Origin of the sequence: Paraglaciecola marina, assembly GCF_004360155.1 — a bacterium.
GTDB lineage: Bacteria > Pseudomonadota > Gammaproteobacteria > Enterobacterales > Alteromonadaceae > Paraglaciecola > Paraglaciecola marina.
Window position 1 is genome coordinate 211,545 of the sequence record NZ_SAIS01000008.1, and the last position, 23,019, is coordinate 234,563.

Here is a 23,019-nt window from a genome sequence, read left to right on the forward strand (position 1 = left end):
TCGTATTAGCGCTACTTTTTAGGTTTTCGTGAAGAGCTATATTTAGATTTAGACTTTTTAGCTTTATGGTCTGCAGATTTGCTGCGGCTTATCTCTGTAGATGTGGCTTTGTTACTTCGATAGCCTCTAGTGTTTTTAGATACGCTTTTTAGCAAGCTTAGGCGGTTACTAACCTCAAACCCTGGCTTTACAATGCGTTTAATTTTACTACCTATTACCTTTTCAATCCGTGCAACTGTATTTTCTTCTTCACGGCTTACAAAAGATATTGCATAACCTAGGTTGCCGGCGCGTCCAGTTCTGCCTATTCTATGAACATAATCTTCTGGTAGGTAGGGCAGGTTGAAATTTACTACATAGTCCAAACCTTGAATATCTAAGCCTCTTGCAGCTACTTCTGTGGCAATCAATACTTGTAGTTTAGCTGATTTAAAATCTGCAATCGCACGTCTTCTTGCCCCTTGGCTTTTATCAGAATGACACACTGCAGCATCAATTTTACTTAACTTTAAAGCTGCCATTAAGCGGTCAGCTTGCTCTTTGGTACTGGTAAAGACTAAAACTTGAAACCAGTTTTTTTCTTTCAGTAAGGCTTTAAATAACTCGACTTTTCTTGCCTCTTCAACCGGGTACATTACATGAGAAACAGTATCGGCTGTGGTATTTATTTTGGTGACTCGTATTTCTGAGTGATTACGTAATACCTTATGGGACAGCTCGTTTATCGCAGGAGAGCTAGTAGCTGAAAATAACAAAGTTTGACGATTTTTAGGTGTTTGAATCAATAAATTTTGTACGTCGGCAATAAACCCCATATCTAGCATTCTGTCCGCTTCGTCTAACACAACGAATTCTGCATGGGCTAGGGTAACGTTACTTAAAGATATATGTTCTAACAAACGCCCTGGTGTAGAAATCAGGATATCAACACCTTGTTTTAATTTTGCACTCTGGCCTCCCATTTTGACACCTCCATATAAGGCGGTAACCGTGATGTCACAAAACTGGGTGTAATTACTAATCGCATTAGCGAGTTGTTCGGCTAACTCTCTAGTTGGCGTTAAAATGAGTGCTCTTGGATTATTGGGGAGCCTAGCTTTAGGTTTGTCTAGTATCTGCTGGATGATAGGCAGTGAAAATGCGGCAGTTTTACCTGTACCAGTTTGAGCATTAACTAGTAAGTCTTTGCCTCTGCGTGCTGGTACAATGGCTTGTTCTTGCACAGGCGTCATCTCAGTATAACCACAGACGTCGAGCGCCTCTTGGATTTCATTGGCTAAACCTAAATTTGAAAATTTCATATTATTCCTCAACCTGGCAAAAATGAGCGCGGAATATACAGCATTTAATAACAAAATGGTATTCGCGAATCTTAGAATTGCAATATGGAACAGTGTTTACTGGTCAATTGTGGGATAGTTTGCGTCGGAGTAGGTTAGTCTAAAATTAGCGAATAGGTAAAAATATAAGTGTATGAAGCAAAGTATGTCGAGATAGTATGTGTTTGTTAGGTAATATGCTTACTGAAAGTAAAAAGCCGCTAGCATGAAGAACATGCTAAACGGCCCAGGGAGTTGGCAGTTCACTACGCTGCCAATAGTAAGTCGCTATTTTAGGATGAAAAGTTCAAATTTTTGTGAATTTTTTTAAATAAAGTATAAATCTTTCGAATTATGTAATTTTTTAGGATGAGTTTATGAATAAATACGGTTTTTCTTTGATGGTTGTTCTAATGCTAGTAGGGTGTGATAAAAATGAAGTGGGAGATATTTCATTGGGAGCGTTTACAACTAAAGATATTAAGCTTAATACTTTAGTAGACCCCATTGTTACAGGGGTGACTTGCCATGTAGCCAGTATCGAGGCTGACCTTAGTTTGTCCGACCCATCAGATAGTTCCATCGCGTGCCGGCAAACCGGCGCAATTACCTTAGCTATGATTAATGCCATAGATAAATCAAAATCAGGGGATGTGGTGTTTAAAAAATCAAAAAGTATCTTTTTTAAAACCATGAAAATTAGACGTATTTATGATGAACAGAGTCAAACTTTGATGTATGTATCGTATTCAACAAAAGAAACATCTGGGAGTTTTAAGCATAGTTTGTCAACTGTTCCATTGTGGGGGACACAAGCTTATAAAAATCTATTAAACCAGGGTAGTAGTGGCTAGTTCTTTAATCAATCTAGTAATAGCTAGAGAATTTTGCACTCTTTAATTCAATTCTAAATTTGAAAATAATGAAAATGTTTGATGTTAGTCATAATATTAATTAGCACCTGTTTTAGGAGATTTTAACCAACTAAGTTTTAACCCTCCTATAAGGTATTACTTTCTTTTATCTGAATTTTGCAACTACTTACTAGTGATTATACAAAACTACGACTTGTGCTCATTTTTATACTTGCCTAATTATTTTTGTTTACCGTGAACCAAATATAAACCTTCAACGACCTTTAATATATGAAACGAAGTAGCGAACAAATTCTTACAGAGTGGCTGGTCATTAATTGTCAGATGGGTGATGTGGTTGCTATGCAAAAACTGCTAAAAATTTGGTACCCCAAATTGTTGCGATATGCATTTCGTCAAATAGGAGAGCAGCAAAAGTCAGAGGACGCGGTTCAAAATGCGTTAGAAATAATGACCTCTAAATTAAGCAAGCTGAAAGACAGCGCAGCCTTTCCTAAATGGATTTATCAAATTCTTCATTATAAATGTGCAGATATTATTCGTCAGAATCAACGACAGAAAAACATAGTTAATAGTTATCAAAAGTTTGTTGAATCCGAAAATGAATATCGACTTAATTCAAAAAATGAAGATGGTTTGTGTTTTGATGGCATGGTGAGAAATCTACCGAATGAAATATATCAGCTAGTACATTTATATTATTTAGAAGGGTTAAGTGTTGTGGAAATACAGCAAGTTTTAGATATACCTTTAGGTACAGTCAAGTCTCGCTTATACCATGCTCGTAATTTGATAAGACATAATTTAACAGGAGATTGAAATGAGTGATTTAAATCAGAAAATTTTAGAAGCTCTTAAAAGTGATGACAATTTTGAAGACTTTTCAGAGGAGCAAGCAAATGGATTACAGTTAATTACTAAAAGCTTTAAAGGGACTTTTCGGTTAACCTTTGTTGTCATTGTCTTATTACAGTTTATTTTTGCTGGACTAGCTATTTACTGTGGTTATCATCTAGTAAACGAATTAGATATAGGCTTAAAGCTTAATTGGTTGGCGGGTACATTATTAAGTGGGGTGGGGTTTGCGATTGGTCGTTTATGGTTTTTCATGGAGTTAAATCGTTTGTCTGTCCTTAGAGAAATTAAAAGAGTTGAGCTGCAAATTTCCCTGTTGGCTAAGCGTTAACATTCAGTTTTATGTTTACAGTGTTTTTGTAAGTATAGCTATTAATCGAAATATAAAATTTTGTAGGCTAGTTGGGATAAAAAAGTGGCCCCCTTGATAGTTGGAGTTAGCTTAATTTAATGAAGTTATATAGCATTTTATTTGCAAGTATTCTGGGGATATTTGTTTCTTTTACCACCTTAGCTGAAAGCGCTCATTTAGCCGTTGCTGCTAATTTTCGACAATGTATGCTGGCCTTAGTTACTGAATTAGAAAAAGAATCCAACCATAGGTATGTATTATCTTTTGGTTCATCCGGTAAGTTTTATGGTCAGATATTGCATGGAGCTCCATTTGATATGTTTTTTTCGGCTGATGTTGCAAAGCCAATAGCAGTCAGTGAAGCCGGTTTAGGTGTGTCTAAAAGCCGCTTTACTTATGCCATTGGTCGACTGGCCTTGTTAAGTAGTGCTAAAAAGAGTGCTTTGGCGCTAGAGCAGACGCTTATCACTGGCGCTTTTAACAAAGTTTCTATAGCGAATCCCAAATTTGCTCCATATGGAATTGCTTCTCTAGAAGTACTAGACCATTTAAAGCGACTTGAAGAATCAAAATCTAAATGGGTTTTGGGAGAAAATATAGCCCAAGCTTATCAATTTGTAGACTCTGGAAATGCTGATTTAGGGTTTGTTGCTTTGTCTCAAGTTATGCTAGAGCAAAAATATGCTGGCTCATTCTGGTTGATTCCGGATAGTTGGCATCTACCCATACAACAGCAAGCCATTATATTAAATAAGGCTAAAAATAATCCAGCAGCGTTAGCATTAATTAATTTTATACATTCAAATAAAGGTAAGAATATTTTGACAAGCTATGGTTATTTAATTGCTGAGAACAACTCAGTTTGAGCTTATCTCCTGATGATTTAGACGCCATTTGGCTAACTTTACGATTAGCTACAACTGTCACCTTGTTATTATTAATATTAGCTACACCTATCGCTTGGTGGTTAGCTAAAACTGATTCTTGGTTGAAAGTGCCTATAGGGGCGCTAGTCGCATTGCCATTGGTTTTGCCGCCAACAGTCTTGGGGTTTTATTTGTTGGTGCTCATGGGGCCTAATGGATCTATTGGCGAATTCACTAAAGCTTTGGGATTAGGAACATTACCTTTTACTTTTTCTGGGCTGGTGATAGCTTCAATGATTTATTCTTTACCTTTTGTTGTTCAGCCAATTCAGAATGCAATTCAAAGTATTGGCGATAGACCTATAGAAGTAGCTGCAACTTTGGGAGCTGGGCCAGTTGATCGATTTTTTAGTGTGGTTTTACCATTGGCAAAACCAGGCTTTGTAACTGCGACAATTCTTGGGTTTGCACATACGGTGGGTGAGTTTGGAATAGTGTTAATGATTGGAGGCAGTATTCCGAAAGAAACGAGAGTCGTGTCCATCCAAATTTATGATCACGTGGAAGCATTACAATATGGCAACGCCCATTTTCTTGCAGCTATTATGCTTGGCTTTTCGTTTATTGTATTACTTGGTTTATATGGCTTTCAACGTAAACGTTCTGGGGAAGGGTTACATTATGGTAGATGAGCCTTCCGACATTGAGCAGCAAATTATCAATGCTCGTTTTCAATTAATGCTTACTAATAAAATTAATGGTTCTTTTGCCCTAGATGTTGAATTTTCAGTCCCTTCTGAGGGGGTAACTGCTATTTTTGGTGAGTCTGGGTCTGGTAAAACAACCTTGTTACGCTGTATCGCTGGTCTACAGAAATCCAATCCAGCTTTTTTATCTTTTAACGGTGAGGTTTGGCAAGATAGGGCAATCTTTAAAGCTACCCATAGACGGTCCATAGGTTACGTATTTCAAGAGCCTAGTTTGTTTGAGCACTTAACGGTTATGGGCAATTTATCTTATGCCATAAAACGCGCTAGTAATAAGTTAAATAATACATTCTATTCACAAGTTATAGATGTAATGGGCATTAATGATTTATTAGGACAGGGCACAAACCAGCTTTCTGGAGGCGAAAAACAAAGGGTGGCAATAGCCAGGGCACTGCTATTACAACCTAAATTACTTTTGATGGATGAACCCTTAGCCTCTTTAGATGTAAAACGTAAACTAGAGATTTTGCCTTATTTAGAAAAATTAAGAGCTAGTTTTGGAATTCCTGTATTCTATGTCACTCATTCTGTGGATGAAATTATGCGTTTAGCAGACCGAGTTATAATCTTAGAAGCTGGTAAGTTAGTTAATCAAGGAAATGTCTCAGAGTTGTTTTCAAATATTAATTTTCCGGTTCAAAGTCGTGATGACATAGGAATTGTTTTGGATTGCAATATTTTGGAAGTCGATGAGCAATGGCAATTAATGAAAGTGGCGTTTAACGGAGGGCAACTATGGTTACCTAAGCGGCGTGATGAATTGTCTAATTCACAATGCCGATTAAGAATACTGGCAAGTGATATAAGCGTGACCCTAGAGGCCCAGCGTGATACCAGCATTTTAAATCAACTGCCCGCAGAAGTAATTGAAACTGTCCCCGAAGAAACGTGGGCAACCACACTTCTAAAAGTTAAAACTGGTGATACTATTTTACTAGCTAGAATAACCAACAAGTCTTTATCACAGCTAGCATTATCAAGTGGTAAAAAAGTATGGATACAAGTGAAATCAGCAGCGATTATTCGCTAGCTTGAGCTTGTGTCCAGCTATTTTGAAACCCTAAGTTGGGTGGTATGCCTTAACCATTTGTGCAATCTGCTCTCGCATCCAAATGTGTGCATCATCCAAGTCTGAGCTAACGTGCCAATATAAAAAGTATTCTAGTAATGGCAGCTCAAAGGGCATCTCGTATAGGGATAAGTCATAATGTTTGGCAAGGTGATAAGGAAGGCAGGCAATCAGATCAGTTTTAAATACGGCTGAAGGGACGGTTAAAAAGTGTTGTCCACGCATTACTACTGTTCGTTTTTCTCCTAACTTGTCTAGCGCAACCTCTATTGGTCCTGGTCCTGTTTTCCTTTGGGATACATTTATATGACCCAGTCTTAAAAAGGCCTCTAGGCTCATACCATTAGTAAGATCTGGATGATTTTTACGGGCAATAACCACGAAGCGATCTTGTGCTAGTTTTTGTTTACAAAGGTATTGATCACTAAAAGATGAAGCATCAGCATAAAAATCTAGGTTACCACTAGCCATTGCCGACACAATGTTTTTACGACTTACTTCATAATTAGTTACAGATATTTTAGGGGCACTCTTTTGCAATAACGCTAGCAACCTAGGCATTATTGTTGCCTCTAACAAATCTCTGGTCGCAAAGCTATAGGTCTTTTCAGCCTTCAAAGGGTCGAAAATATGGCTCTCTTGAACACTTTTTCTAAGCAGTCCTAAGGCTTCTCTCGCCGGGCCTATAATATTCTGCGCCACAGGGGTTGGCGTCATACTATGTCCTGTTCTTACAAATAACGGATCGTTCAACATTTCTCGTAAGCGAGCCAGAGAATTACTTACAGCTGGTTGCGTTATGCATAAGACATCTGCTGCTTTGGTTAGGCTACCTGCAGTGTAGATAGCGTCAAAAACAGCAAATAGATTCAAATCAATACGGTGTAAATTCATAGAAAAGTACTCATGTGACGAATTCATCAGATGATACGTTATTTATTAGTTAAATCAATGTTAAGGTATGTTAAATATTCATTATATTGATATTTTAATTCTTGCTAGAGTAGTTTGACTAAATTCTTTGTTGGAGATTTGTATGAATAAAAAATTATTGGAATTAATGGAAGGGGAACAGTTGCCTGTTAGTGAATGGGTTAAAATAAAGCAATCAGATATCAATTTATTTGCTGAAGCGACGGGTGATCATCAATGGATACATCTTGATGAAGATCGCTGCGCTAAAAGTAGCCCTTTTGGCTGTACCATAGCCCATGGATATTTCTCTGTTACCCTAATACCACAATGCCTTTATGGTTGTATTCAAGCCGACCCTAAATTTCCAACATTACTCAATTACGGAGTTGATAAAATCCGTTTCATTGAGCCTGTTCGCGTTAACGATAAAATCCGTTTTCATTCAACTCTAATAAAAGTGGAACGAAAAGCTTCAGGTCGCTTATTTCATTTTGAAACTACTGCGGAAATTGAAAATAGAGACAAGCCAGCTTTAAAGGGCGTATTTCTTACTTTACTAGAGGGTGCATTTTAGCCTTGCCTAACCTTTATCAGACGTAGTTATTTTCTATTTTAATACTTGATTTGGCTACGTTTAGTATTCTTTCTGCCTACTTTAGTCTATCTGGTCAGACCATCCGATCTTGTTATGTTTACATATAAATAACAATTTATTTACACTTGGTCTTAAGCCGCCTACTATATTTTTGAGTTCTGAAATGTTCGTTCTTCAGACACTTATTGATAACAACATTATTGGAGTTAAATTGTTCAGTGACTTTTGACGTTATAGGTTTTTAGTCTGAGGTCTTTGTAAGTGTATTTAATATCTAATAATCACCCACTGGGAACACAGTATGAGACTAAAAACACAATTAACGATATTGGCTGCAGCAATTTCTACTCAACTTTTTACAGCAAACAATGTTGCTTTTTCGCAAGAACAGGACGTTGAACAAGATCAAGAAATAGAATTAATTATGGTGACAGGTAGCTTTGTGAGACGTAGCGAAAATTTCGAGTCACCATCCCCTTTAGCAGTAATTAATAGCACCAATATCGATTCTATTGGTGCAAAAAGTATAGCTGACATAACGCAATCGCTCACTATAAACACAGGGGCTGAAAATAATCCTGATGCATTCACGCAAAATGCGACAGCTGGTACATCTAATATTAATTTACGGGGGCTAGGTGTTGCTTCAACGCTAGTGTTGTTAAATAGCAAACGACAGGTAGTAAATTCACAGCCAACAAACGAGGGCTTGAATTTTGTTGATACAAGCTCTTTAGTGCCTATGATTGCAATTGATCGTATGGAAGTTATTAAAGATGGTGCCTCTGCCCTGTATGGCTCAGATGCTGTAGCCGGTGTCGTTAACTTTATTACTAAACGTAATTATGAAGGTGCTAAAGTGACTCTGGATTATCAGGATGGAGCTTATGGTGATAACAGTGAATATAATATTCAAGGGCTTTGGGGCGCAGTTGGTGACAAGAGCAGCGTAATGGGCGCCTTAAGTTATACGAATCGCTCTCCCTTATTTATAAGCGATAGACGTTTGTCTCGTCCACAAGATGACACTAGTAACTTGGGTAACCCCGGTTCATTTTTTGGGGTTCCTGGCGTCCCCGCAGGTGTACCTGTTATTGATCCCACAGGTTGTGAAGAGTTTGGGGGGACTATTAACGATCTTGGAGCTGGTATTCCTGGCATTGGCTTATGTCAATTTGATTTTGGACCTGGGTATTCTTACGTACCAAAAGAGTCTCGTTTAAATGTTTATTTTAACGGTACTTATGAATTTGACAACGATATGGTTTGGACTACAGAGATAAGCTTGGCACGTAATCGAGCTGAACGTGGCGGAGCACCTAGCTTCCCAATTCTAACTGGTCCTGTTGTACCAGCTAGTCATCCTGATAATGTGTTTGGCGCAGATGTTGTATTTTTTGGCCGTGCAGAGGGAAATGGTATTGACGCTGACCCAGCGAATACAGAGTCAGATACATTCCGCTTTAATACAATGTTAACAGGTGAGCTTGAAGACGGTTTTTGGGAACTAAGTTACACCAACGCCAGTAATGATTTCATGTTTAGGGTTGAAGATGTTATCAAAGATAAATTTACCCTTGCATTAAATGGTTTAGGGGGCCGTGGTTGTGATCCTATTTCGGGCACTCCAGGTGAAGGGCTGTGTGAATATTTCAACCCATTTGCTACATCGTATACAACATCGCCTAATTCCGAAAATGTTATTAACTCATTTTCCGGTGAACAAGTTATCGATTCAAATGCAGATTTAGAAGTGCTAGAAGGCTTTGCTTCTATTAGTGTTTTCGAAATGGATGGCGGCACAGCTGGTCTGGCATTTGGTGCTCAGTATAGAAAGGAGCAACTGAGCCAGGACTATGATGCCTTATCTAATGAAGATTCCTTTACATTTGTTATTGGCAATCCTGATTTAAAAGGTGACTTAGACGTAATAGCGGCCTTTGCAGAGCTTGCATTACCTGTTCTTGATAGTCTTGACGTGCAACTAGCGTTGCGTTACGAGGATTACGGCGGCACTATTGGTGATACCCTCGATCACAAATTGGCGTTTAACTATCGAGCGACGGATGATTTTTCACTGAGAGCATCATTATCATCATCATTTAGAGCACCATCAATATTTATGCGTGACGGCGGTGCAACAAGTTTGCAGCAATTATCTGATCCTTTAATAGGAGGTGGAAGTGCTTTTGCAGCGGTAAGAACCTCGGGTAATGAAGATTTAACTCCTGAAGAGTCGGATGCTTACAACCTTGGTTTCTCATTTGAACCCTTAGATGATTGGTCTATCGAGATGGATTATTGGAATTTTGATTTTGAGAATCTGATAATTCAAGAAAATGCACAAGCTATATTAAATTTGGACCCTTCAGATACGACTCGATTAAACCGAGCTGGAGATCCTGAAACCGGTCCTCTTATAGGTGTCAACAACACCTATGTTAACGCAAGTTCTTTAAATACGGCCGGGGTTGATTTCGTAACTAGTTATAAAATTGATACCGATAGTGCTGGTACGTTCACCCCAAATATTACCGCCACATACGTCACTAAGTATGACTTAGATGATCCCCAAGCAGGAAAAATAGATGGTGTTGGGCGCCGTAACTTTTCAAATATTGGTGTGTCGTCTCCTGAGTTACGTGCAAACTTTGGGTTAGGTTGGCAAATGGAGGCTTACAGTGCCAATATTTATATACGCTATATTAGTTCATATGATGACGACCAAAACTGTGCTGACGGTAATGCCTATACAAGCAGCTGTGCGGTGGGCTTTAAAGAAGTAGATAGTCATGTGACATATGACGCACAATTTAATATTAATGTGTCTGCCTTACTTGATACAGAAACTGAATATGTATTTACACTTGGTGGGGTTAACCTTACCAATGAGAATCCTCCACAATTATTTACCAATAGTGGCTTCGACTCAAAAGTACATGATCCAAGAGGTCGACAGGTTTATGCTAGGTTGGCAATTGAATTTTAATACATACAATGAGTTACTAATTCCCGATTAGTTCGGGAATTTTTTTGTCTTTATTTTTACTCGCTAAGATAAACCAAACAATTTAATTGCTTAGAGTTCATCGTTCAAATAGGTGTATAACTATGAGTGAGGTGATAATTACTATGAAGCAATATACAGAGCTGCAAATTCAGAAAGCATTAACCCAACTTAACTCAGAGCTATGTGACGGGCACAAGTGGTTGGTTGAAAATCATAAACTAACAAAATCTTTTACTTTTAAAAACTTTATTGATGCATTTGGGTGGATGTCACAAATAGCAATTTGTGCAGAAAAGTTAAATCATCATCCCGATTGGTTAAACTCCTACAACAAGGTGGTTGTTTCACTTACCACTCATGAACTTGGTGGTCTCAGTGAGCTTGATTTTAAACTAGCAGAGAAAATGGATTTCTATATTAAATAAAAAATTCTAGTAAAATTTAATGTGCTACCGAGTTGCAAAATTAATCTATCTGATGATTATTTCAACATCCTGTATGTAGATTGAGCGGTTACACAGCTTTTTAATCTTTATAGGTATTAACTGCTTGCACCCCAATCTTTGCTATGTATAATACGCCCCACTCAAGACGAGGCAGTTGTTAAACAGCTTTCAATTGAAGAAGATTTCAAGCGCGGGATGGAGCAGTCTGGTAGCTCGTCGGGCTCATAACCCGAAGGTCGTAGGTTCAAATCCTGCTCCCGCAACCATATTTTGTATCATTAAAATTAAGGTTTTAAAGAAACAAATTAGTTGGTTGCAAATAAGTAATATTTGCGAACTAAAAGATTTCAAGCGCGGGATGGAGCAGTCTGGTAGCTCGTCGGGCTCATAACCCGAAGGTCGTAGGTTCAAATCCTGCTCCCGCAACCATACGATTAAAACCACAGCTAAAGATACAGTTAGCTGTGGTTTTTTTTGGTTCAAATAATGTAGCTCGTATTTACATTCAAAATTTAAAGTCTTAGTGGTTTCCTTTAATAATATTTTCAGATTTTATTTTTGTATTTTAAAAATGCACATCTAGATACTATTTTATTCGTTAAAATCATAGGTTTTTTGGTATTCAGTAGGGCGCACTATTGCAAGTATCTTAGCTGGTCTGTACAATACGTCGCACTTGAGAAGTGAACTCCCTCATCGATTGATGATAGTAACGCTTTATTTGTGGGAATTGTTCGAGATGTTTTTTGATTAATTATCTTTATTTAAGTTGCTCTCGTAGCCCGCAACCACTTTTAGAATTTGGTTTAATGCCATATTTTAGTTTAATAGTGGACTAGGGTCCAGAAACAAATTCCCCCGCTTGTACGGGGTTTTTTGTGTTCGTAATTTATACTCTTTAATTTAAATGTAAGAGTCTACGGGTAATTCATATTTTCTGGGCATTCGGCCCTTTTTTTGTTTCTGGAGCAATATTTTGTCGCAACTCGAACAAAAGTTAACTGAGATGTTAACGTCGCCAGTCGAAGCTTTAGGTTTTGAAATGGTGGGTGTTGAGTTTATCCGAGCAGGTAAACATTCAACATTAAGAATATATATTGATCATCCTGATGGCATCGGTGTGGAGCATTGTGCAGAGGTAAGCCATCAAGCAAGCGCAGTGTTAGATGTGGAAGATCCAATTAGTACGGAATACAACTTAGAAGTGTCGTCACCAGGAATGGATAGGCCTTTATTTAAAGAAGCTCATTACCAAGCCTGTCTAGGTGAAGTGGTTTCAGTAAAATTAAAGATCCCAATGGGCGATAGACGTAACTATAAAGGTAAGGTGTTAGGGTGCGAAGCAGGTAACCTAACGTTAGAAGTTGATAACCAAACTCATGTTTTGGCTATTGCAAATATAGAGAAAGGTAATCTCGTCCCCTCTTTTGATTAAGATGGTGACCTGACAAGGGCTTTCGTAAGAGAGTAATCAGTGAGGCAACAATGAATAAAGAAATTTTGTTAGTGGCTGAAGCCGTTTCAAACGAAAAACAGGTTCCAAGAGAAAAAATCTTTGAGGCATTAGAATTCGCTATTGCCAGTGCCACTAAAAAGAAAAATGAAGGCGAAATCGAAGTTCGTGTAAGTATTGACCGCGAAACTGGTAATTTTGATACGTTTCGTCAATGGTTAGTAGTTGCAGATGATCATGAGCAAGAAAACCCAATGGCTGAAATGTCTCTATCTGCTGCGCAGTTAGATGAACCAGATATTCAATTAGGCGACTTTGTTGAAGATCAGATTGAATCTATCGCATTTGACCGAATCACAACACAAACTGCTAAACAAGTTATCGTGCAGAAAGTACGTGAAGCTGAACGTGACCAAGTAATAGCTGAATATCAAGACCGTGTTGGTGAGTTAGTTACTGGTACAGTTAAAAAGGTAAACAGAGATAACGTTATTGTTGATTTAGGTAATAATGCTGAAGGCGTAATTTACCGCGATGACATGTTACCTCGTGAAACATTTCGTCCGGGTGACAGAGTGCGTGGTTTACTTTACGTGATTCGCCCTGAAGCACGGGGTGCTCAATTGTTTATTAGCCGTACTCATCCTGATATGTTGGTTGAATTATTCCGCATTGAAGTGCCTGAGATCGCTGAAGAAACCTTAGATATAAAAGCTGCGGCACGTGATCCAGGCTCTAGAGCAAAAATTGCAGTAAAAACTAACGATAAGCGTCTTGACCCAGTAGGTGCTTGTGTTGGTATGCGTGGCTCTCGAGTTCAAGCTGTATCTGGTGAGTTAAGTGGTGAGCGCGTAGATATAGTGCTTTGGGATGATAATCCAGCTCAGTTCGTTATTAATGCTATGGCTCCAGCTGAAGTATCTTCAATTGTTGTGGATGAAGATAAACAGTCTATGGATGTCGCAGTTGAGCCTGATAATTTAGCGCAAGCTATAGGGCGTAGTGGCCAAAATGTTCGATTAGCAAGCCAGCTTACTGGTTGGGAATTGAATGTTATGACAACTGAAGAGTTAAGCTCAAAACACGAAGAAGAAAACGCTAAAGTACTAGGCGTATTTACTAACGGTTTGGATATTGATGAGGACTTTGCTTCTGTATTAGTAGATGAAGGCTTTACTACATTAGAAGAAATTGCTTACGTTCCAATCCATGAATTGTTAGAAATAGAAGGTCTAGAAGAAGAGATGGTAGAGGAGCTACGTAGTAGAGCCCGTGCAACCTTAACCACTCGAGCTTTGGCAAACGAAGAAACCTTGGAAGCAGCAGAACCTAAAGAGGAACTGTTGAATCTTGAAGGGATGGACAAACATCTTGCCTATATGTTGGCCAGTCGCGGGATCACTGATCTTGAAGGACTTGCAGAGCAGGGTACAGATGAAATTTCAGATATAGAAGAACTAAGCGAAGATAAAGCCGGTGAGTTGATCATGGCCGCTCGTAATATCGTTTGGTTCAACGAAGAATAGGTCACCAGGAGGAATACCAATTATGGCTGAAGTATCCATAGAAAAACTCGCCACTGATATAGGCACTTCAATTGACCGTTTGGTTCAACAATTTAAAAGTGCAGGTATTGTTAAAGCAGCCGGTGACAGTGTAACAGAGGACGAAAAACGTGTTTTGTTAGACTTTTTAAGTAAGCAGCACGGTGGAAACGGTTCAGAAGCCCCTAAACGTATGACGTTGCAACGAAAGACAACCAGTACACTAAACATGGGGAAGTCGAAAGCTGTAACTGTTGAAGTGCGTAAAAAGCGTACTTACGTGAAACGCTCAGAAGTTGAAGAAGCTAAAATGGCTGAGGAAGAAGCTAAACGTTTAGCTGAAGAACAGCAACTTAAGCTCGAAGCCGAGCAAAAAGCAGCTGAAGCGGCTAAAAAGGCAGCTGAAGAGAAAGCAACTAAAGCTGCAGAAGCAAAAGCTAAAGCAGATGCTGAACGAGCAGCTCGTGCTGAAAAAGCTAAAGAAGTCGCTGAAGCTCGTCAAGCTGAAGAATCTGTATTGAGTCCTGAAGAGCAAGCTGAGCAAGATCGTATTCGTGCTGAGGCTGAAAAGCTTCGTAAAGCTCAAGAAGAAGAAACCCAGCGTAAGCTTGAAGAAGATGCTAAAAATGCGGCTGAAGAAGCTAAAAAACTAGCAGAAGAGAATTCTAGACGTTGGAAAGAAGAAGAAGAGCGTCGTAAGAAGCAAGAAAAAGAAGAAGTTCATGTACATTCGAACCGTTATGCTCAAGAAGCTGAAGACGTAGAAGATATGCAATCAGAGCGTGGCGGACGTAGACGTAAGAAGTCTAAGAAAAATGCCGGTTCTGAACTTAAACACGCATTTAATAAGCCAGCATCACCAGTTGAGAAAATGGTACGTATTGGCGAAACTATTACGGTTGGTGAGTTGGGTAGCAAGTTGGCGATTAAAGCCACTGAAGTTATCAAAACACTTATGAAAATGGGTGAAATGGTTACCATTAACCACGTGCTTGACCAAGAAACTGCTGTATTAGTGGTTGAAGAAATGGGTCATAAATATGAATTAGTTAATGACAATGCATTAGAAGATGAGTTAATCGCTGATGTGACTGGTGGTGAAAAAGCTAGCCGCGCACCTGTTGTAACTATCATGGGCCACGTTGATCACGGCAAAACTTCATTATTAGATTATATTCGTCGCGCTAAAGTAGCAGACGGTGAAGCCGGTGGTATTACTCAGCATATCGGTGCATACAGTGTTGAAACTGACAATGGCCGAATTGCATTTTTAGATACTCCAGGTCACGCCGCCTTTACAGCTATGCGTGCTCGTGGAGCAACTGCCACTGATATTGTTATTCTAGTTGTTGCAGCAGATGATGGTGTGATGCCGCAAACTAAAGAAGCGGTTCAGCATTCAAAAGCTGCTGGCGTACCGTTAATTGTAGCGGTTAACAAAATTGATAAAGAAGCGGCTGACCTAGATAGAGTTAAAACTGAATTATCACAGATCGAAGTAATTTCAGAAGAGTGGGGCGGTGAACACCAGTTCGTTAACGTTTCTGCTAAAACTGGTCAAGGTGTAGACGAGTTATTAGAAGCTATCAACTTACAAGCTGAAGTACTTGATTTACAAGCCGTACCTACTGGTCCTGCTAAGGGTATTGTTATTGAATCTCGTCTTGATAAAGGACGTGGTCCAGTTGCCTCAGTACTTATTCAAGAAGGTGAGCTTAAAGCCGGTGATATTATGTTGTGTGGTGAAGAATACGGGCGTATTCGAGCTATGCGGGATGAAAATGGCAAGGATGTGAAATTAGCAGGTCCTTCAACTCCAGTTGAAATCCTTGGTTTATCTGGTGTACCCATGGCAGGTGAAAATGCATTAGTTGTACAAGATGAGCGTAAAGCTCGTGAAGTAGCCACTAAGCGCCACACTAAACAGCGTGAAGTTAAACTAGCCAAGCAACAAAAAGCTAAGCTAGAAAACATGTTCGCAAACATGGAAGCTGGTGACGTGAGCGAGTTGAACGTCGTGCTTAAAGCTGATGTTCAAGGCTCTATTCAGGCCATCTCTGATTCTTTAACTAAATTGTCAACTGATGAAGTTAAAGTCAACATTGTTGGTAGTGGTGTAGGCGGAATTACAGAAACCGACGCAACATTAGCTGCAGCTTCAAGCGCAATCGTAGTTGGTTTTAACGTACGTGCTGATGCTTCAGCCCGTAAGATTGTTGAAACTGAAGAAATTGACTTACGTTACTACAGCATTATTTATCAATTGATTGATGAAGTTAAACAAGCCATGAGTGGTATGTTAGCTCCAGAATTCAGACAAGAAATCATTGGATTGGCTGAAGTACGTGATGTATTTAAGTCACCGAAGATTGGTGCTATAGCTGGTTGTATGGTGACTGAAGGTATTGTTAAACGTAGTAACCCAATCCGTGTGTTACGTGAAAACGTTGTTATTTATGAAGGTGAACTTGAGTCACTGAGACGTTTCAAAGATGATGTTCAAGAAGTCCGTAATGGCGTTGAATGTGGTATTGGCGTTAAGAACTACAACGATGTTAAAGCGGGTGACCAAATCGAAGTGTTTGAAATCGTTGAAGTTAAACGAGAGCTTTAATATTTAACATGCTAATAGGTTTTACCTATTCCGAGTTAAGTTAATTTACGGAGGCCTCGGCCTCCGTTTTGTTTGTATACAGATGCATAAGTTATGTGTCAGGAGAAATCAAGATGGCAAGAGAGTTTTCACGTACCGACCGTGTCGGGCAACAAATTCATAAAGAAATCGCCAGCATATTACAGAATGAATTCAAAAACCGCGACCCTCGCTTAGGTATGGTGACAGTATCAGGTGTTGAAGTTTCGCGAGATTTAGCTCACGCTAAAATCTTCGTCACTTTTTTTGAAAATGATGAAGAGCAAATTAAAGAGTACCTAGCGATCCTTGAAGACAATAAAGGCTTCATTCGTAAACTATTAGCTAGTCGTATGCGTATGCGTGCCGTCCCAGCAGTTAAATTTGTCAGAGACGGCTCTTTAACAGAAGGTATACGTATTGCTAATTTAGTGAGTGATACCTTAAACAAAGATGCAGAACGAGCAAAGATTGCTGGTCGCTCACTTGATGATAACGAAGAAGATAGTAACGAGAATAGCTAATAGATGGCCAGAAAACGAAAAGGTCGTTTAATTAACGGCATCATCCTCTTAGATAAAGGCTTAGGGTTATCATCTAATCACGCGTTACAACAAGTAAAACGCATGTTTAACGCCGCTAAAGCAGGGCATACTGGTGCTCTAGACCCACTTGCTACAGGTATGCTTCCTATATGTTTAGGCGAAGCGACAAAGTTTTCTCAGTTTCTATTAGATGCTGATAAAACCTATAAAGTGACAGCAAAATTAGGTGTTAGAACCACCACATCTGACGCTGATGGGGAAGTGGTTGAAACTAAACCAGTAGACGTTTCTGAGCAGCAGTTAAATGCAGCATGTAAACAATTTAAGGGGCCAATCAAGCAAGTTCCTTCTATGTTTTCAGCTTTAAAGCATCAAGGTAAACCATTGTACTTTTACGCTCGCCAAGGTATCGAAATAGACAGAGAAGCAAGAGATATAACTATTTTTAGTTTAATCATCGAACGCTTTGAAGCTGATGAAGTAGATATGACAGTACATTGCAGTAAAGGTACTTATATTCGGTCTTTAGTGGATGATATTGGGCAGGTATTAGGTTGCGGTGCTTTTGTTAGCAAATTACATCGTACTCAAGTAACTGATTATCCGATAGAAAGAATGATGACGATTGAAGCGCTACAAGAGATCAGAGATAAAATAGATAACGAAACTGCTGATTTATTAGATAATGAAACATTTGTTGAGTTAGATAATTTATTACTACCGATGGACTCAGCTGTAAAAGAATTATCTAAAGTAGCAGTAGAAGAAATCGGCGAAGGCTTTTTCAGAAATGGTAACCCAGTGAATTTTATAGGCATGTCAGAGTTTGCTGAAAGTACTCTAGTTAGAGTGTATAGCCAGCAAAGCGGGCTATTTTTAGGGGTCGGTTTTATTGATGAAGATGGAAAAGTCGGCCCTAAACGCTCAGTCGTTTATTAATTAATAATTAGCGCTTGTTATTGTTAGATGCATAGCTATAATACGCGCTCTTTTTGGCTTGCTGAATTAGTGATCGGCGAGCTGTATCTTTAAACTCTTATATTTTGGAGAAAATTATGTCACTAAGTACACAAGAAACTGCGGCAATCATTGCTGAATATGGCGTTAAAGAAGGCGACACTGGTTCACCTGAAGTTCAAGTTGCTTTGTTAACTAATAACATCAACAAACTTCAAGGCCACTTTGCAGACCATAAAAAAGATCACCACTCACGTCGTGGACTTTTACGTATGGTTAGTCAACGTCGTAAACTTCTTGATTACCTTAAAGGTAAAAATGTAGAGCGTTATCAAGATTTGATTAAACGTTTAGGTCTACGTCGTTAATTGACAAAGATTTTTTAAAAAGACGCAAAAGCGTCTTTTTTTATGTCTACAAAAATATTAAATAGGCGACTATTATTTTTAGTCATAAAAAAAGCGACCTTAAGGTCGCTTTTTAATGAGTAATTATATCTATTTTTCAATTTTACTATATGGGCGTTTTGCTTCACCTGTATATAACTGGCGAGGACGACCGATTTTCTGACCTGGTTGGCTTAACATTTCATGCCAATGTGATACCCAACCAACAGTACGTGCAAGTGCAAAAATGCAGGTGAACATGTTAGTAGGAATTCCAATAGCTTTCAAAATGATACCTGAGTAGAAATCAACATTCGGGAAAAGTTTCTTTTCAGCAAAGTAGAGGTCGCTAAGAGCAATTTTTTCTAGTTCCATAGCTACGTTAAGTAGTGGATCATCGATATTTAGCTCTTGTAATACTTCGTGGCAACTTTCGCGCATTACTGTAGCTCTAGGATCAAAGTTTTTATAAACCCTATGACCAAAGCCCATTAATCTGAAAGGGTCAGCCTTGTCTTTTGCACGGGCAATAAACTCAGGAATACGATCAACAGAGCCAATTTCTTCAAGCATAGTTAAACATGCTTCGTTAGCCCCACCGTGAGCAGGTCCCCATAAAGATGCAACACCAGCAGCAATACATGCATAAGGGTTAGCACCTGATGAACCAGCTAAACGCACGGTAGAAGTCGAAGCATTTTGTTCGTGATCTGCATGTAAAATAAAGATTCTATCTACTGCCTTAGCAACAGCTGGTGAAATTTTATAATCTTCAGCAGGTACAGAGAACATCATGTTTAGGAAGTTTTCGGCGTAGCTCAAATCATTTCTAGGATAAACAAAGGGCTGACCTATGTTGTACTTGTAACACATGGCTACCAACGTAGGCATTTTCGCAATTAAACGATGGCCACTGCGCAGTCTTTGTTCAGGATCGCTGATATCTAAATCGTCATGGTAGAAAGATGACATGGCGCCAACTGTTCCACACAACATAGCCATAGGATGAGCATCGCGTCTAAACCCACGGAATAAGTTATTAACTTGGTCATGAACTAGGGTATGGCGTGTAATCGTGTTTTTGAAATCGTTGTATTCTTCAGTGGTAGGGGTTTTGTCATGAAGGAGCATATAACAAACTTCAATATAATCAGCTTCTCTAGCTAAATCTTCAATCGAGTAGCCTCTGTGTAACAAAATTCCTTTTGCACCGTCAATGAAGGTAATTGATGATTCACAAGAACTCGTGGCCATAAAGCCTGGATCGTGAGTGAAATAACCGGTGGCCCCCAAAGTACGGATATCAATGACATCGTTTCCTTCAGTACCAGATAAAATCGGTAGTTCTACTTCTGTATCACCTACTTTCAAAATGGCTTTGTTATCTGCCATACAATGTTCTCCTCAGAATCGTTTTTATGTTCCAAATTAGCTTTTGACGCTAAATGTAGGGGGTGAAATCGCCGCTATTTGTACTGACAATACGGCCTGATGTCAATTTTTATGCGTTTTCGTACAGCAAATATTCACTTCTTTTGCATGTTAAAAGCAAATAAGATTTTCGCTTAGCTTGGTTAACATCCATATTAGAACCTGTTAACACTTGATTATAACTATTGTGAATTCTAAATGAGAGAAATGTATAACGATTATTTTATTATCTTAATTTAATGCATACCTAGAGATAAGGCAATTCAAAGATGTGTATTGTTAAAATAGTTAACCCTTTAATAATGAACAATAATTGTATTTCCCGTCGTCGCTGGATATACTTCCTTCGCTTTCCGTGCTGAAAATCAAATTGCACACTTATTGTTAACGGTTGATTTACATAAAGTTAACATGTGTAGTGGGCATTTTTAGCTGTTAATCGGCATGCTAAATGTCAATTGCAAAATGTTTAAACAACCTCCGGGTAAAAAGAGCGATAAACGTGAAAAAACAAAGACCAGTTAATTTACAACTCAATACTATTAGTTTTCCTCCTGCAGCTATTACTTCCATTCTCCATCGTATTACAGGTGTCGCACTATTTTTTGCGCTGATGTTTGTGATCTGGGCTTGGGCCGTATCTGTATCATCTTCTGATGGGTTTTCATTTGTTCAAGAACAGATGAGTGGACCCTTAGGATTATTCGTTTCAATTGGAACTATTTCTGCCCTTTTGTTTCATGTGTTAGGTGGTGTTAGGCATATGATTATGGATTTGGGACATTGGGAAGAGCTTCAATCAGGTGATTTAAGTGCAAAAATTATCATTGCCGCTTGGATTATTCTTACTGTCGTAATAGGAGTTGTATTATGGTAACTGGTCAAGCAAGTTTAAAACGCAATGGCGTGCAGGATTTCGTAACTATACGAGCTACTGCTATTATCATGGTTGCGTTTGCAATATTTATGGGCGGATTTTTTGTATGTACGCCAGAAGTAACATTTGAAATTTGGAAAGACTTATTTTCAAATCTAGCTATGAAGGTATTCACCTTTGCAGCGTTAGTGTCAATTATGCTTCACGTACGTATAGGTATGTGGCAGGTATTGACTGATTACGTTAAAGCGCCAGGCTTACGAGCGTTTATCCAATTTATTCTTAACCTAATTGCATTCGTATATGTAGCTGTAGGTTTATTTGTTTTGTGGGGTGTGTAAATGAGTATTCCTGTTCATGAGTACGATGCAGTTGTTATTGGAGCCGGTGGTGCTGGAATGCGCGCGGCATTACAAATATCAGAGTCTGGAAAATCTTGTGCATTGTTATCAAAAGTATTTCCAACACGTTCACATACAGTTTCAGCTCAAGGTGGTATTACAGTTGCCCTAGGTAACGCCCATGATGATAACTGGGAATGGCACATGTACGATACTGTAAAAGGTTCTGATTACATAGGTGACCAAGACGCTATCGAATACATGTGTAAAACTGGCCCAGAAGCGATTATCGAAATGGAGAACATGGGGTTACCTTTTTCGCGTTTTGAAAATGGAAAAATTTATCAACGCCCTTTCGGTGGACAATCAAAAGCATTTGGTGGTGAACAAGGTGCTCGTACTGCGGCTGCGGCTGATAGAACTGGACACGCATTATTACATTTGTTGTATCAACAGAATGTTAAAAACAAAACTAAAGTATTTAGTGAATGGTATGCCCTTGATTTAGTTAAAAACCAAGACGGTGACGTTGTTGGTTGTACAGCTATTGATATTGAATCTGGTGAAGTGGTTTACTTTAAATCTAAAGCGGTTGTTTTAGCAACTGGCGGTGCAGGACGTATATATGCCTCTACCACTAATGCTCATATAAATACTGGTGATGGCGTAGGTATGGCCTTGCGCGCTGGTGTTCCCATGCAAGATATGGAAATGTGGCAGTTCCACCCAACAGGTATAGCCGGTGCAGGTACGTTAGTAACTGAAGGTTGTCGTGGTGAAGGTGGTTACTTATTAAATAAAGATGGCGAACGTTTCATGGAGCGTTATGCTCCAAATGCTAAAGACTTAGCTGGCCGTGACGTTGTTGCTCGTTCAATGATGACAGAAATTCGTGAAGGTCGTGGTTTTGATGGTCCCCTTGGTCCTCATTGTAAGTTAAAACTTGATCATCTAGGTAAAGAAGTTCTTGAGTCTCGTCTACCCGGCATACTTGAGTTGTCTCGTACCTTTGCACACGTTGATCCAGTTAAAGAGCCTATTCCAGTTATTCCTACTTGTCATTATATGATGGGGGGGATTCCAACGAACGTTGATGGCCAAGCACTGAGTATCGATGCAAATGGCAAAGAAAGCCCAATCAAAGGGTTATTTGCTTGTGGTGAAATTGCTTGTGTATCAGTACATGGTGCAAACCGTTTAGGCGGTAACTCACTATTAGATTTAGTTGTATTTGGTCGTGCTACTGGTTTACACCTTGGCTCTGCAATTGACGGCATTGAAGCTCGTGAAGCATCTAGCGATGATGTTGATGCTGCGCTCACTCGATTCAATCGTTGGGAAAATTCAGAAGTTGGTAAGGGCGAAGACCCAGTTCAAATTAAGAAAGATCTACAACAGTGTATGCAGCTTAATTTCTCTGTATTCCGTGAAGGTGATGCTATGGCAACGGGCTTGAAGGAGCTTGGTGAAATACGCGATAGACTTCAACATGCTCGTTTAGATGATAAGAGTAATGACTTCAATACACAACGTATAGAATGCCTAGAGTTAGATAACTTAATGGAGACTGCATACAGTACAGCAGTTGCTGCTAACTTTAGAACTGAAAGTCGTGGTGCACATAGCCGTTTCGATTTCCCAGAGCGCGATGATGAAAATTGGTTATGCCACTCAGTGTTCTTACCAGAAAACGATGCCATGCTTAAGCGTGAGGTGAATATGTCACCTAAATTACGCGAAGCTTTCCCACCTAAAGCAAGAACGTACTAGGAGTAACGACA

General features: G+C 39.1%; 21 protein-coding genes and 2 tRNA genes. 20 read left to right on the forward strand and 3 right to left on the reverse strand.

The window, feature by feature from the left end; translation table 11 throughout:
- Positions 1-11 precede the first annotated feature (11 nt).
- On the reverse strand, positions 12-1,301 hold the full coding sequence (locus tag EOK74_RS13055) for a DEAD/DEAH box helicase (RefSeq protein WP_133470447.1): 1,290 nt from the start codon (positions 1,299-1,301) through the stop codon (positions 12-14).
- 395 nt (positions 1,302-1,696) lie between these two features.
- On the opposite strand from EOK74_RS13055, the gene EOK74_RS13060 reads away from it, so the two are divergent.
- The 6 genes from EOK74_RS13060 to modC all read left to right on the forward strand — a co-directional run bounded on the left by EOK74_RS13060 (position 1,697) and on the right by modC (position 6,067).
- Positions 1,697-2,173: a CreA family protein gene (locus EOK74_RS13060; protein WP_133470448.1), complete on the forward strand. Its 477-nt coding sequence runs from the start codon at positions 1,697-1,699 to the stop codon at positions 2,171-2,173.
- A 291-nt stretch (positions 2,174-2,464) separates the two neighbouring features.
- Positions 2,465-3,013: an RNA polymerase sigma factor gene (locus EOK74_RS13065; protein ID WP_133470449.1), complete on the forward strand. Its 549-nt coding sequence runs from the start codon at positions 2,465-2,467 to the stop codon at positions 3,011-3,013.
- Position 3,014: 1 nt separating this feature from the next.
- Positions 3,015-3,380 (forward strand): DUF6768 family protein, encoded by a 366-nt coding sequence (locus tag EOK74_RS13070; protein WP_133470450.1) that lies wholly within the window; start codon positions 3,015-3,017, stop codon positions 3,378-3,380.
- Positions 3,381-3,499: 119 nt separating this feature from the next.
- Positions 3,500-4,267, forward strand: a complete 768-nt coding sequence (modA, locus tag EOK74_RS13075; RefSeq protein WP_133470451.1) for a molybdate ABC transporter substrate-binding protein — start codon at positions 3,500-3,502, stop codon at positions 4,265-4,267.
- The gene (modB, locus tag EOK74_RS13080; RefSeq protein ID WP_133470452.1) at positions 4,264-4,959 is read left to right on the forward strand and encodes a molybdate ABC transporter permease subunit; all 696 of its coding nucleotides are present in this window, start codon (positions 4,264-4,266) and stop codon (positions 4,957-4,959) included. Before modA ends, modB begins: the two co-directional genes overlap by 4 nt.
- Entirely contained in the window at positions 4,949-6,067 is a 1,119-nt protein-coding gene (modC, locus tag EOK74_RS13085; protein ID WP_133470453.1) for a molybdenum ABC transporter ATP-binding protein, read from the forward strand. Before modB ends, modC begins: the two co-directional genes overlap by 11 nt.
- Before the next feature lie 30 nt (positions 6,068-6,097).
- Here the strand turns inward: modC and EOK74_RS13090 are convergent, their stop codons facing one another.
- Entirely contained in the window at positions 6,098-7,000 is a 903-nt protein-coding gene (locus EOK74_RS13090; protein ID WP_133470489.1) for a LysR family transcriptional regulator, read from the reverse strand.
- 142 nt (positions 7,001-7,142) lie between these two features.
- On the opposite strand from EOK74_RS13090, the gene EOK74_RS13095 reads away from it, so the two are divergent.
- The 11 genes from EOK74_RS13095 to rpsO all read left to right on the forward strand — a co-directional run bounded on the left by EOK74_RS13095 (position 7,143) and on the right by rpsO (position 18,571).
- Positions 7,143-7,595: a MaoC family dehydratase gene (locus EOK74_RS13095; RefSeq protein ID WP_133470454.1), complete on the forward strand. Its 453-nt coding sequence runs from the start codon at positions 7,143-7,145 to the stop codon at positions 7,593-7,595.
- Positions 7,596-7,917: 322 nt separating this feature from the next.
- A complete protein-coding gene (locus EOK74_RS13100) occupies positions 7,918-10,605 on the forward strand; it encodes a TonB-dependent receptor plug domain-containing protein (RefSeq protein WP_133470455.1) in 2,688 nt (895 codons plus the stop codon).
- A gap of 122 nt (positions 10,606-10,727) precedes the next feature.
- Positions 10,728-11,051, forward strand: a complete 324-nt coding sequence (locus EOK74_RS13105) for a 4a-hydroxytetrahydrobiopterin dehydratase (protein WP_239024112.1) — start codon at positions 10,728-10,730, stop codon at positions 11,049-11,051.
- Positions 11,052-11,261: 210 nt separating this feature from the next.
- Positions 11,262-11,338, forward strand: a tRNA-Met gene (locus EOK74_RS13110).
- 86 nt (positions 11,339-11,424) lie between these two features.
- Positions 11,425-11,501, forward strand: a tRNA-Met gene (locus EOK74_RS13115).
- Between the two features lie 547 nt (positions 11,502-12,048).
- Positions 12,049-12,507 carry a ribosome maturation factor RimP gene (gene rimP, locus EOK74_RS13120; protein WP_133470456.1) on the forward strand — a complete coding sequence of 153 codons (459 nt, stop codon included), beginning with the start codon at positions 12,049-12,051 and terminating at the stop codon, positions 12,505-12,507.
- A gap of 50 nt (positions 12,508-12,557) precedes the next feature.
- Positions 12,558-14,051: a transcription termination factor NusA gene (gene nusA / locus EOK74_RS13125; protein WP_133470457.1), complete on the forward strand. Its 1,494-nt coding sequence runs from the start codon at positions 12,558-12,560 to the stop codon at positions 14,049-14,051.
- A gap of 22 nt (positions 14,052-14,073) precedes the next feature.
- On the forward strand, positions 14,074-16,683 hold the full coding sequence (gene infB / locus EOK74_RS13130; protein WP_133470458.1) for a translation initiation factor IF-2: 2,610 nt from the start codon (positions 14,074-14,076) through the stop codon (positions 16,681-16,683).
- 113 nt (positions 16,684-16,796) lie between these two features.
- Positions 16,797-17,225 carry a 30S ribosome-binding factor RbfA gene (rbfA, locus tag EOK74_RS13135; protein WP_133470459.1) on the forward strand — a complete coding sequence of 143 codons (429 nt, stop codon included), beginning with the start codon at positions 16,797-16,799 and terminating at the stop codon, positions 17,223-17,225.
- 3 nt (positions 17,226-17,228) lie between these two features.
- Complete coding sequence (gene truB, locus EOK74_RS13140) at positions 17,229-18,185, forward strand: tRNA pseudouridine(55) synthase TruB (protein ID WP_133470460.1); 957 nt, start codon at positions 17,229-17,231, stop codon at positions 18,183-18,185.
- 116 nt (positions 18,186-18,301) lie between these two features.
- A complete protein-coding gene (gene rpsO, locus EOK74_RS13145; protein WP_133470461.1) occupies positions 18,302-18,571 on the forward strand; it encodes a 30S ribosomal protein S15 in 270 nt (89 codons plus the stop codon).
- Between the two features lie 129 nt (positions 18,572-18,700).
- Here rpsO and gltA read toward each other — a convergent pair whose 3' ends face one another.
- Positions 18,701-19,981, reverse strand: coding sequence for a citrate synthase (gene gltA / locus EOK74_RS13150; RefSeq protein WP_133470462.1), 1,281 nt, complete (start codon positions 19,979-19,981; stop codon positions 18,701-18,703).
- Positions 19,982-20,522: 541 nt separating this feature from the next.
- Between gltA and sdhC the strand changes: the two genes are divergently transcribed.
- Genes sdhC through sdhA form a run of 3 tightly spaced genes read left to right on the forward strand, consistent with a single transcriptional unit; the run spans position 20,523 to position 23,008 of the window.
- Positions 20,523-20,897, forward strand: coding sequence for a succinate dehydrogenase, cytochrome b556 subunit (gene sdhC, locus EOK74_RS13155; protein ID WP_133470463.1), 375 nt, complete (start codon positions 20,523-20,525; stop codon positions 20,895-20,897).
- The gene (sdhD, locus tag EOK74_RS13160) at positions 20,891-21,238 is read left to right on the forward strand and encodes a succinate dehydrogenase, hydrophobic membrane anchor protein (RefSeq protein WP_133470464.1); all 348 of its coding nucleotides are present in this window, start codon (positions 20,891-20,893) and stop codon (positions 21,236-21,238) included. Before sdhC ends, sdhD begins: the two co-directional genes overlap by 7 nt.
- A complete protein-coding gene (gene sdhA, locus EOK74_RS13165; protein WP_133470465.1) occupies positions 21,239-23,008 on the forward strand; it encodes a succinate dehydrogenase flavoprotein subunit in 1,770 nt (589 codons plus the stop codon). It abuts the gene before it with no gap.
- Positions 23,009-23,019 lie beyond the last annotated feature (11 nt).

Excerpts from the sequence above, each read along its gene's own strand:
- EOK74_RS13070 (WP_133470450.1), top strand. The coding sequence starts at position 3,015 with ATGAGTGATTTAAATCAGAAAATTTTAGAAGCTCTTAAAAGTGATGAC.
- infB (WP_133470458.1), top strand. The coding sequence starts at position 14,074 with ATGGCTGAAGTATCCATAGAAAAACTCGCCACTGATATAGGCACTTCA.
- sdhA (WP_133470465.1), top strand. The coding sequence starts at position 21,239 with ATGAGTATTCCTGTTCATGAGTACGATGCAGTTGTTATTGGAGCCGGT.
- sdhD (WP_133470464.1), top strand. The coding sequence starts at position 20,891 with ATGGTAACTGGTCAAGCAAGTTTAAAACGCAATGGCGTGCAGGATTTC.
- gltA (WP_133470462.1), bottom strand. The coding sequence starts at position 19,981 with ATGGCAGATAACAAAGCCATTTTGAAAGTAGGTGATACAGAAGTAGAA.
- EOK74_RS13105 (WP_239024112.1), top strand. The coding sequence starts at position 10,728 with ATGAGTGAGGTGATAATTACTATGAAGCAATATACAGAGCTGCAAATT.
- rpsO (WP_133470461.1), top strand. The coding sequence starts at position 18,302 with ATGTCACTAAGTACACAAGAAACTGCGGCAATCATTGCTGAATATGGC.
- modC (WP_133470453.1), top strand. The coding sequence starts at position 4,949 with ATGGTAGATGAGCCTTCCGACATTGAGCAGCAAATTATCAATGCTCGT.
- EOK74_RS13090 (WP_133470489.1), bottom strand. The coding sequence starts at position 7,000 with ATGAATTTACACCGTATTGATTTGAATCTATTTGCTGTTTTTGACGCT.
- EOK74_RS13100 (WP_133470455.1), top strand. The coding sequence starts at position 7,918 with ATGAGACTAAAAACACAATTAACGATATTGGCTGCAGCAATTTCTACT.
- EOK74_RS13060 (WP_133470448.1), top strand. The coding sequence starts at position 1,697 with ATGAATAAATACGGTTTTTCTTTGATGGTTGTTCTAATGCTAGTAGGG.
- truB (WP_133470460.1), top strand. The coding sequence starts at position 17,229 with ATGGCCAGAAAACGAAAAGGTCGTTTAATTAACGGCATCATCCTCTTA.
- EOK74_RS13095 (WP_133470454.1), top strand. The coding sequence starts at position 7,143 with ATGAATAAAAAATTATTGGAATTAATGGAAGGGGAACAGTTGCCTGTT.
- EOK74_RS13065 (WP_133470449.1), top strand. The coding sequence starts at position 2,465 with ATGAAACGAAGTAGCGAACAAATTCTTACAGAGTGGCTGGTCATTAAT.
- modA (WP_133470451.1), top strand. The coding sequence starts at position 3,500 with ATGAAGTTATATAGCATTTTATTTGCAAGTATTCTGGGGATATTTGTT.
- EOK74_RS13055 (WP_133470447.1), bottom strand. The coding sequence starts at position 1,301 with ATGAAATTTTCAAATTTAGGTTTAGCCAATGAAATCCAAGAGGCGCTC.
- nusA (WP_133470457.1), top strand. The coding sequence starts at position 12,558 with ATGAATAAAGAAATTTTGTTAGTGGCTGAAGCCGTTTCAAACGAAAAA.
- rbfA (WP_133470459.1), top strand. The coding sequence starts at position 16,797 with ATGGCAAGAGAGTTTTCACGTACCGACCGTGTCGGGCAACAAATTCAT.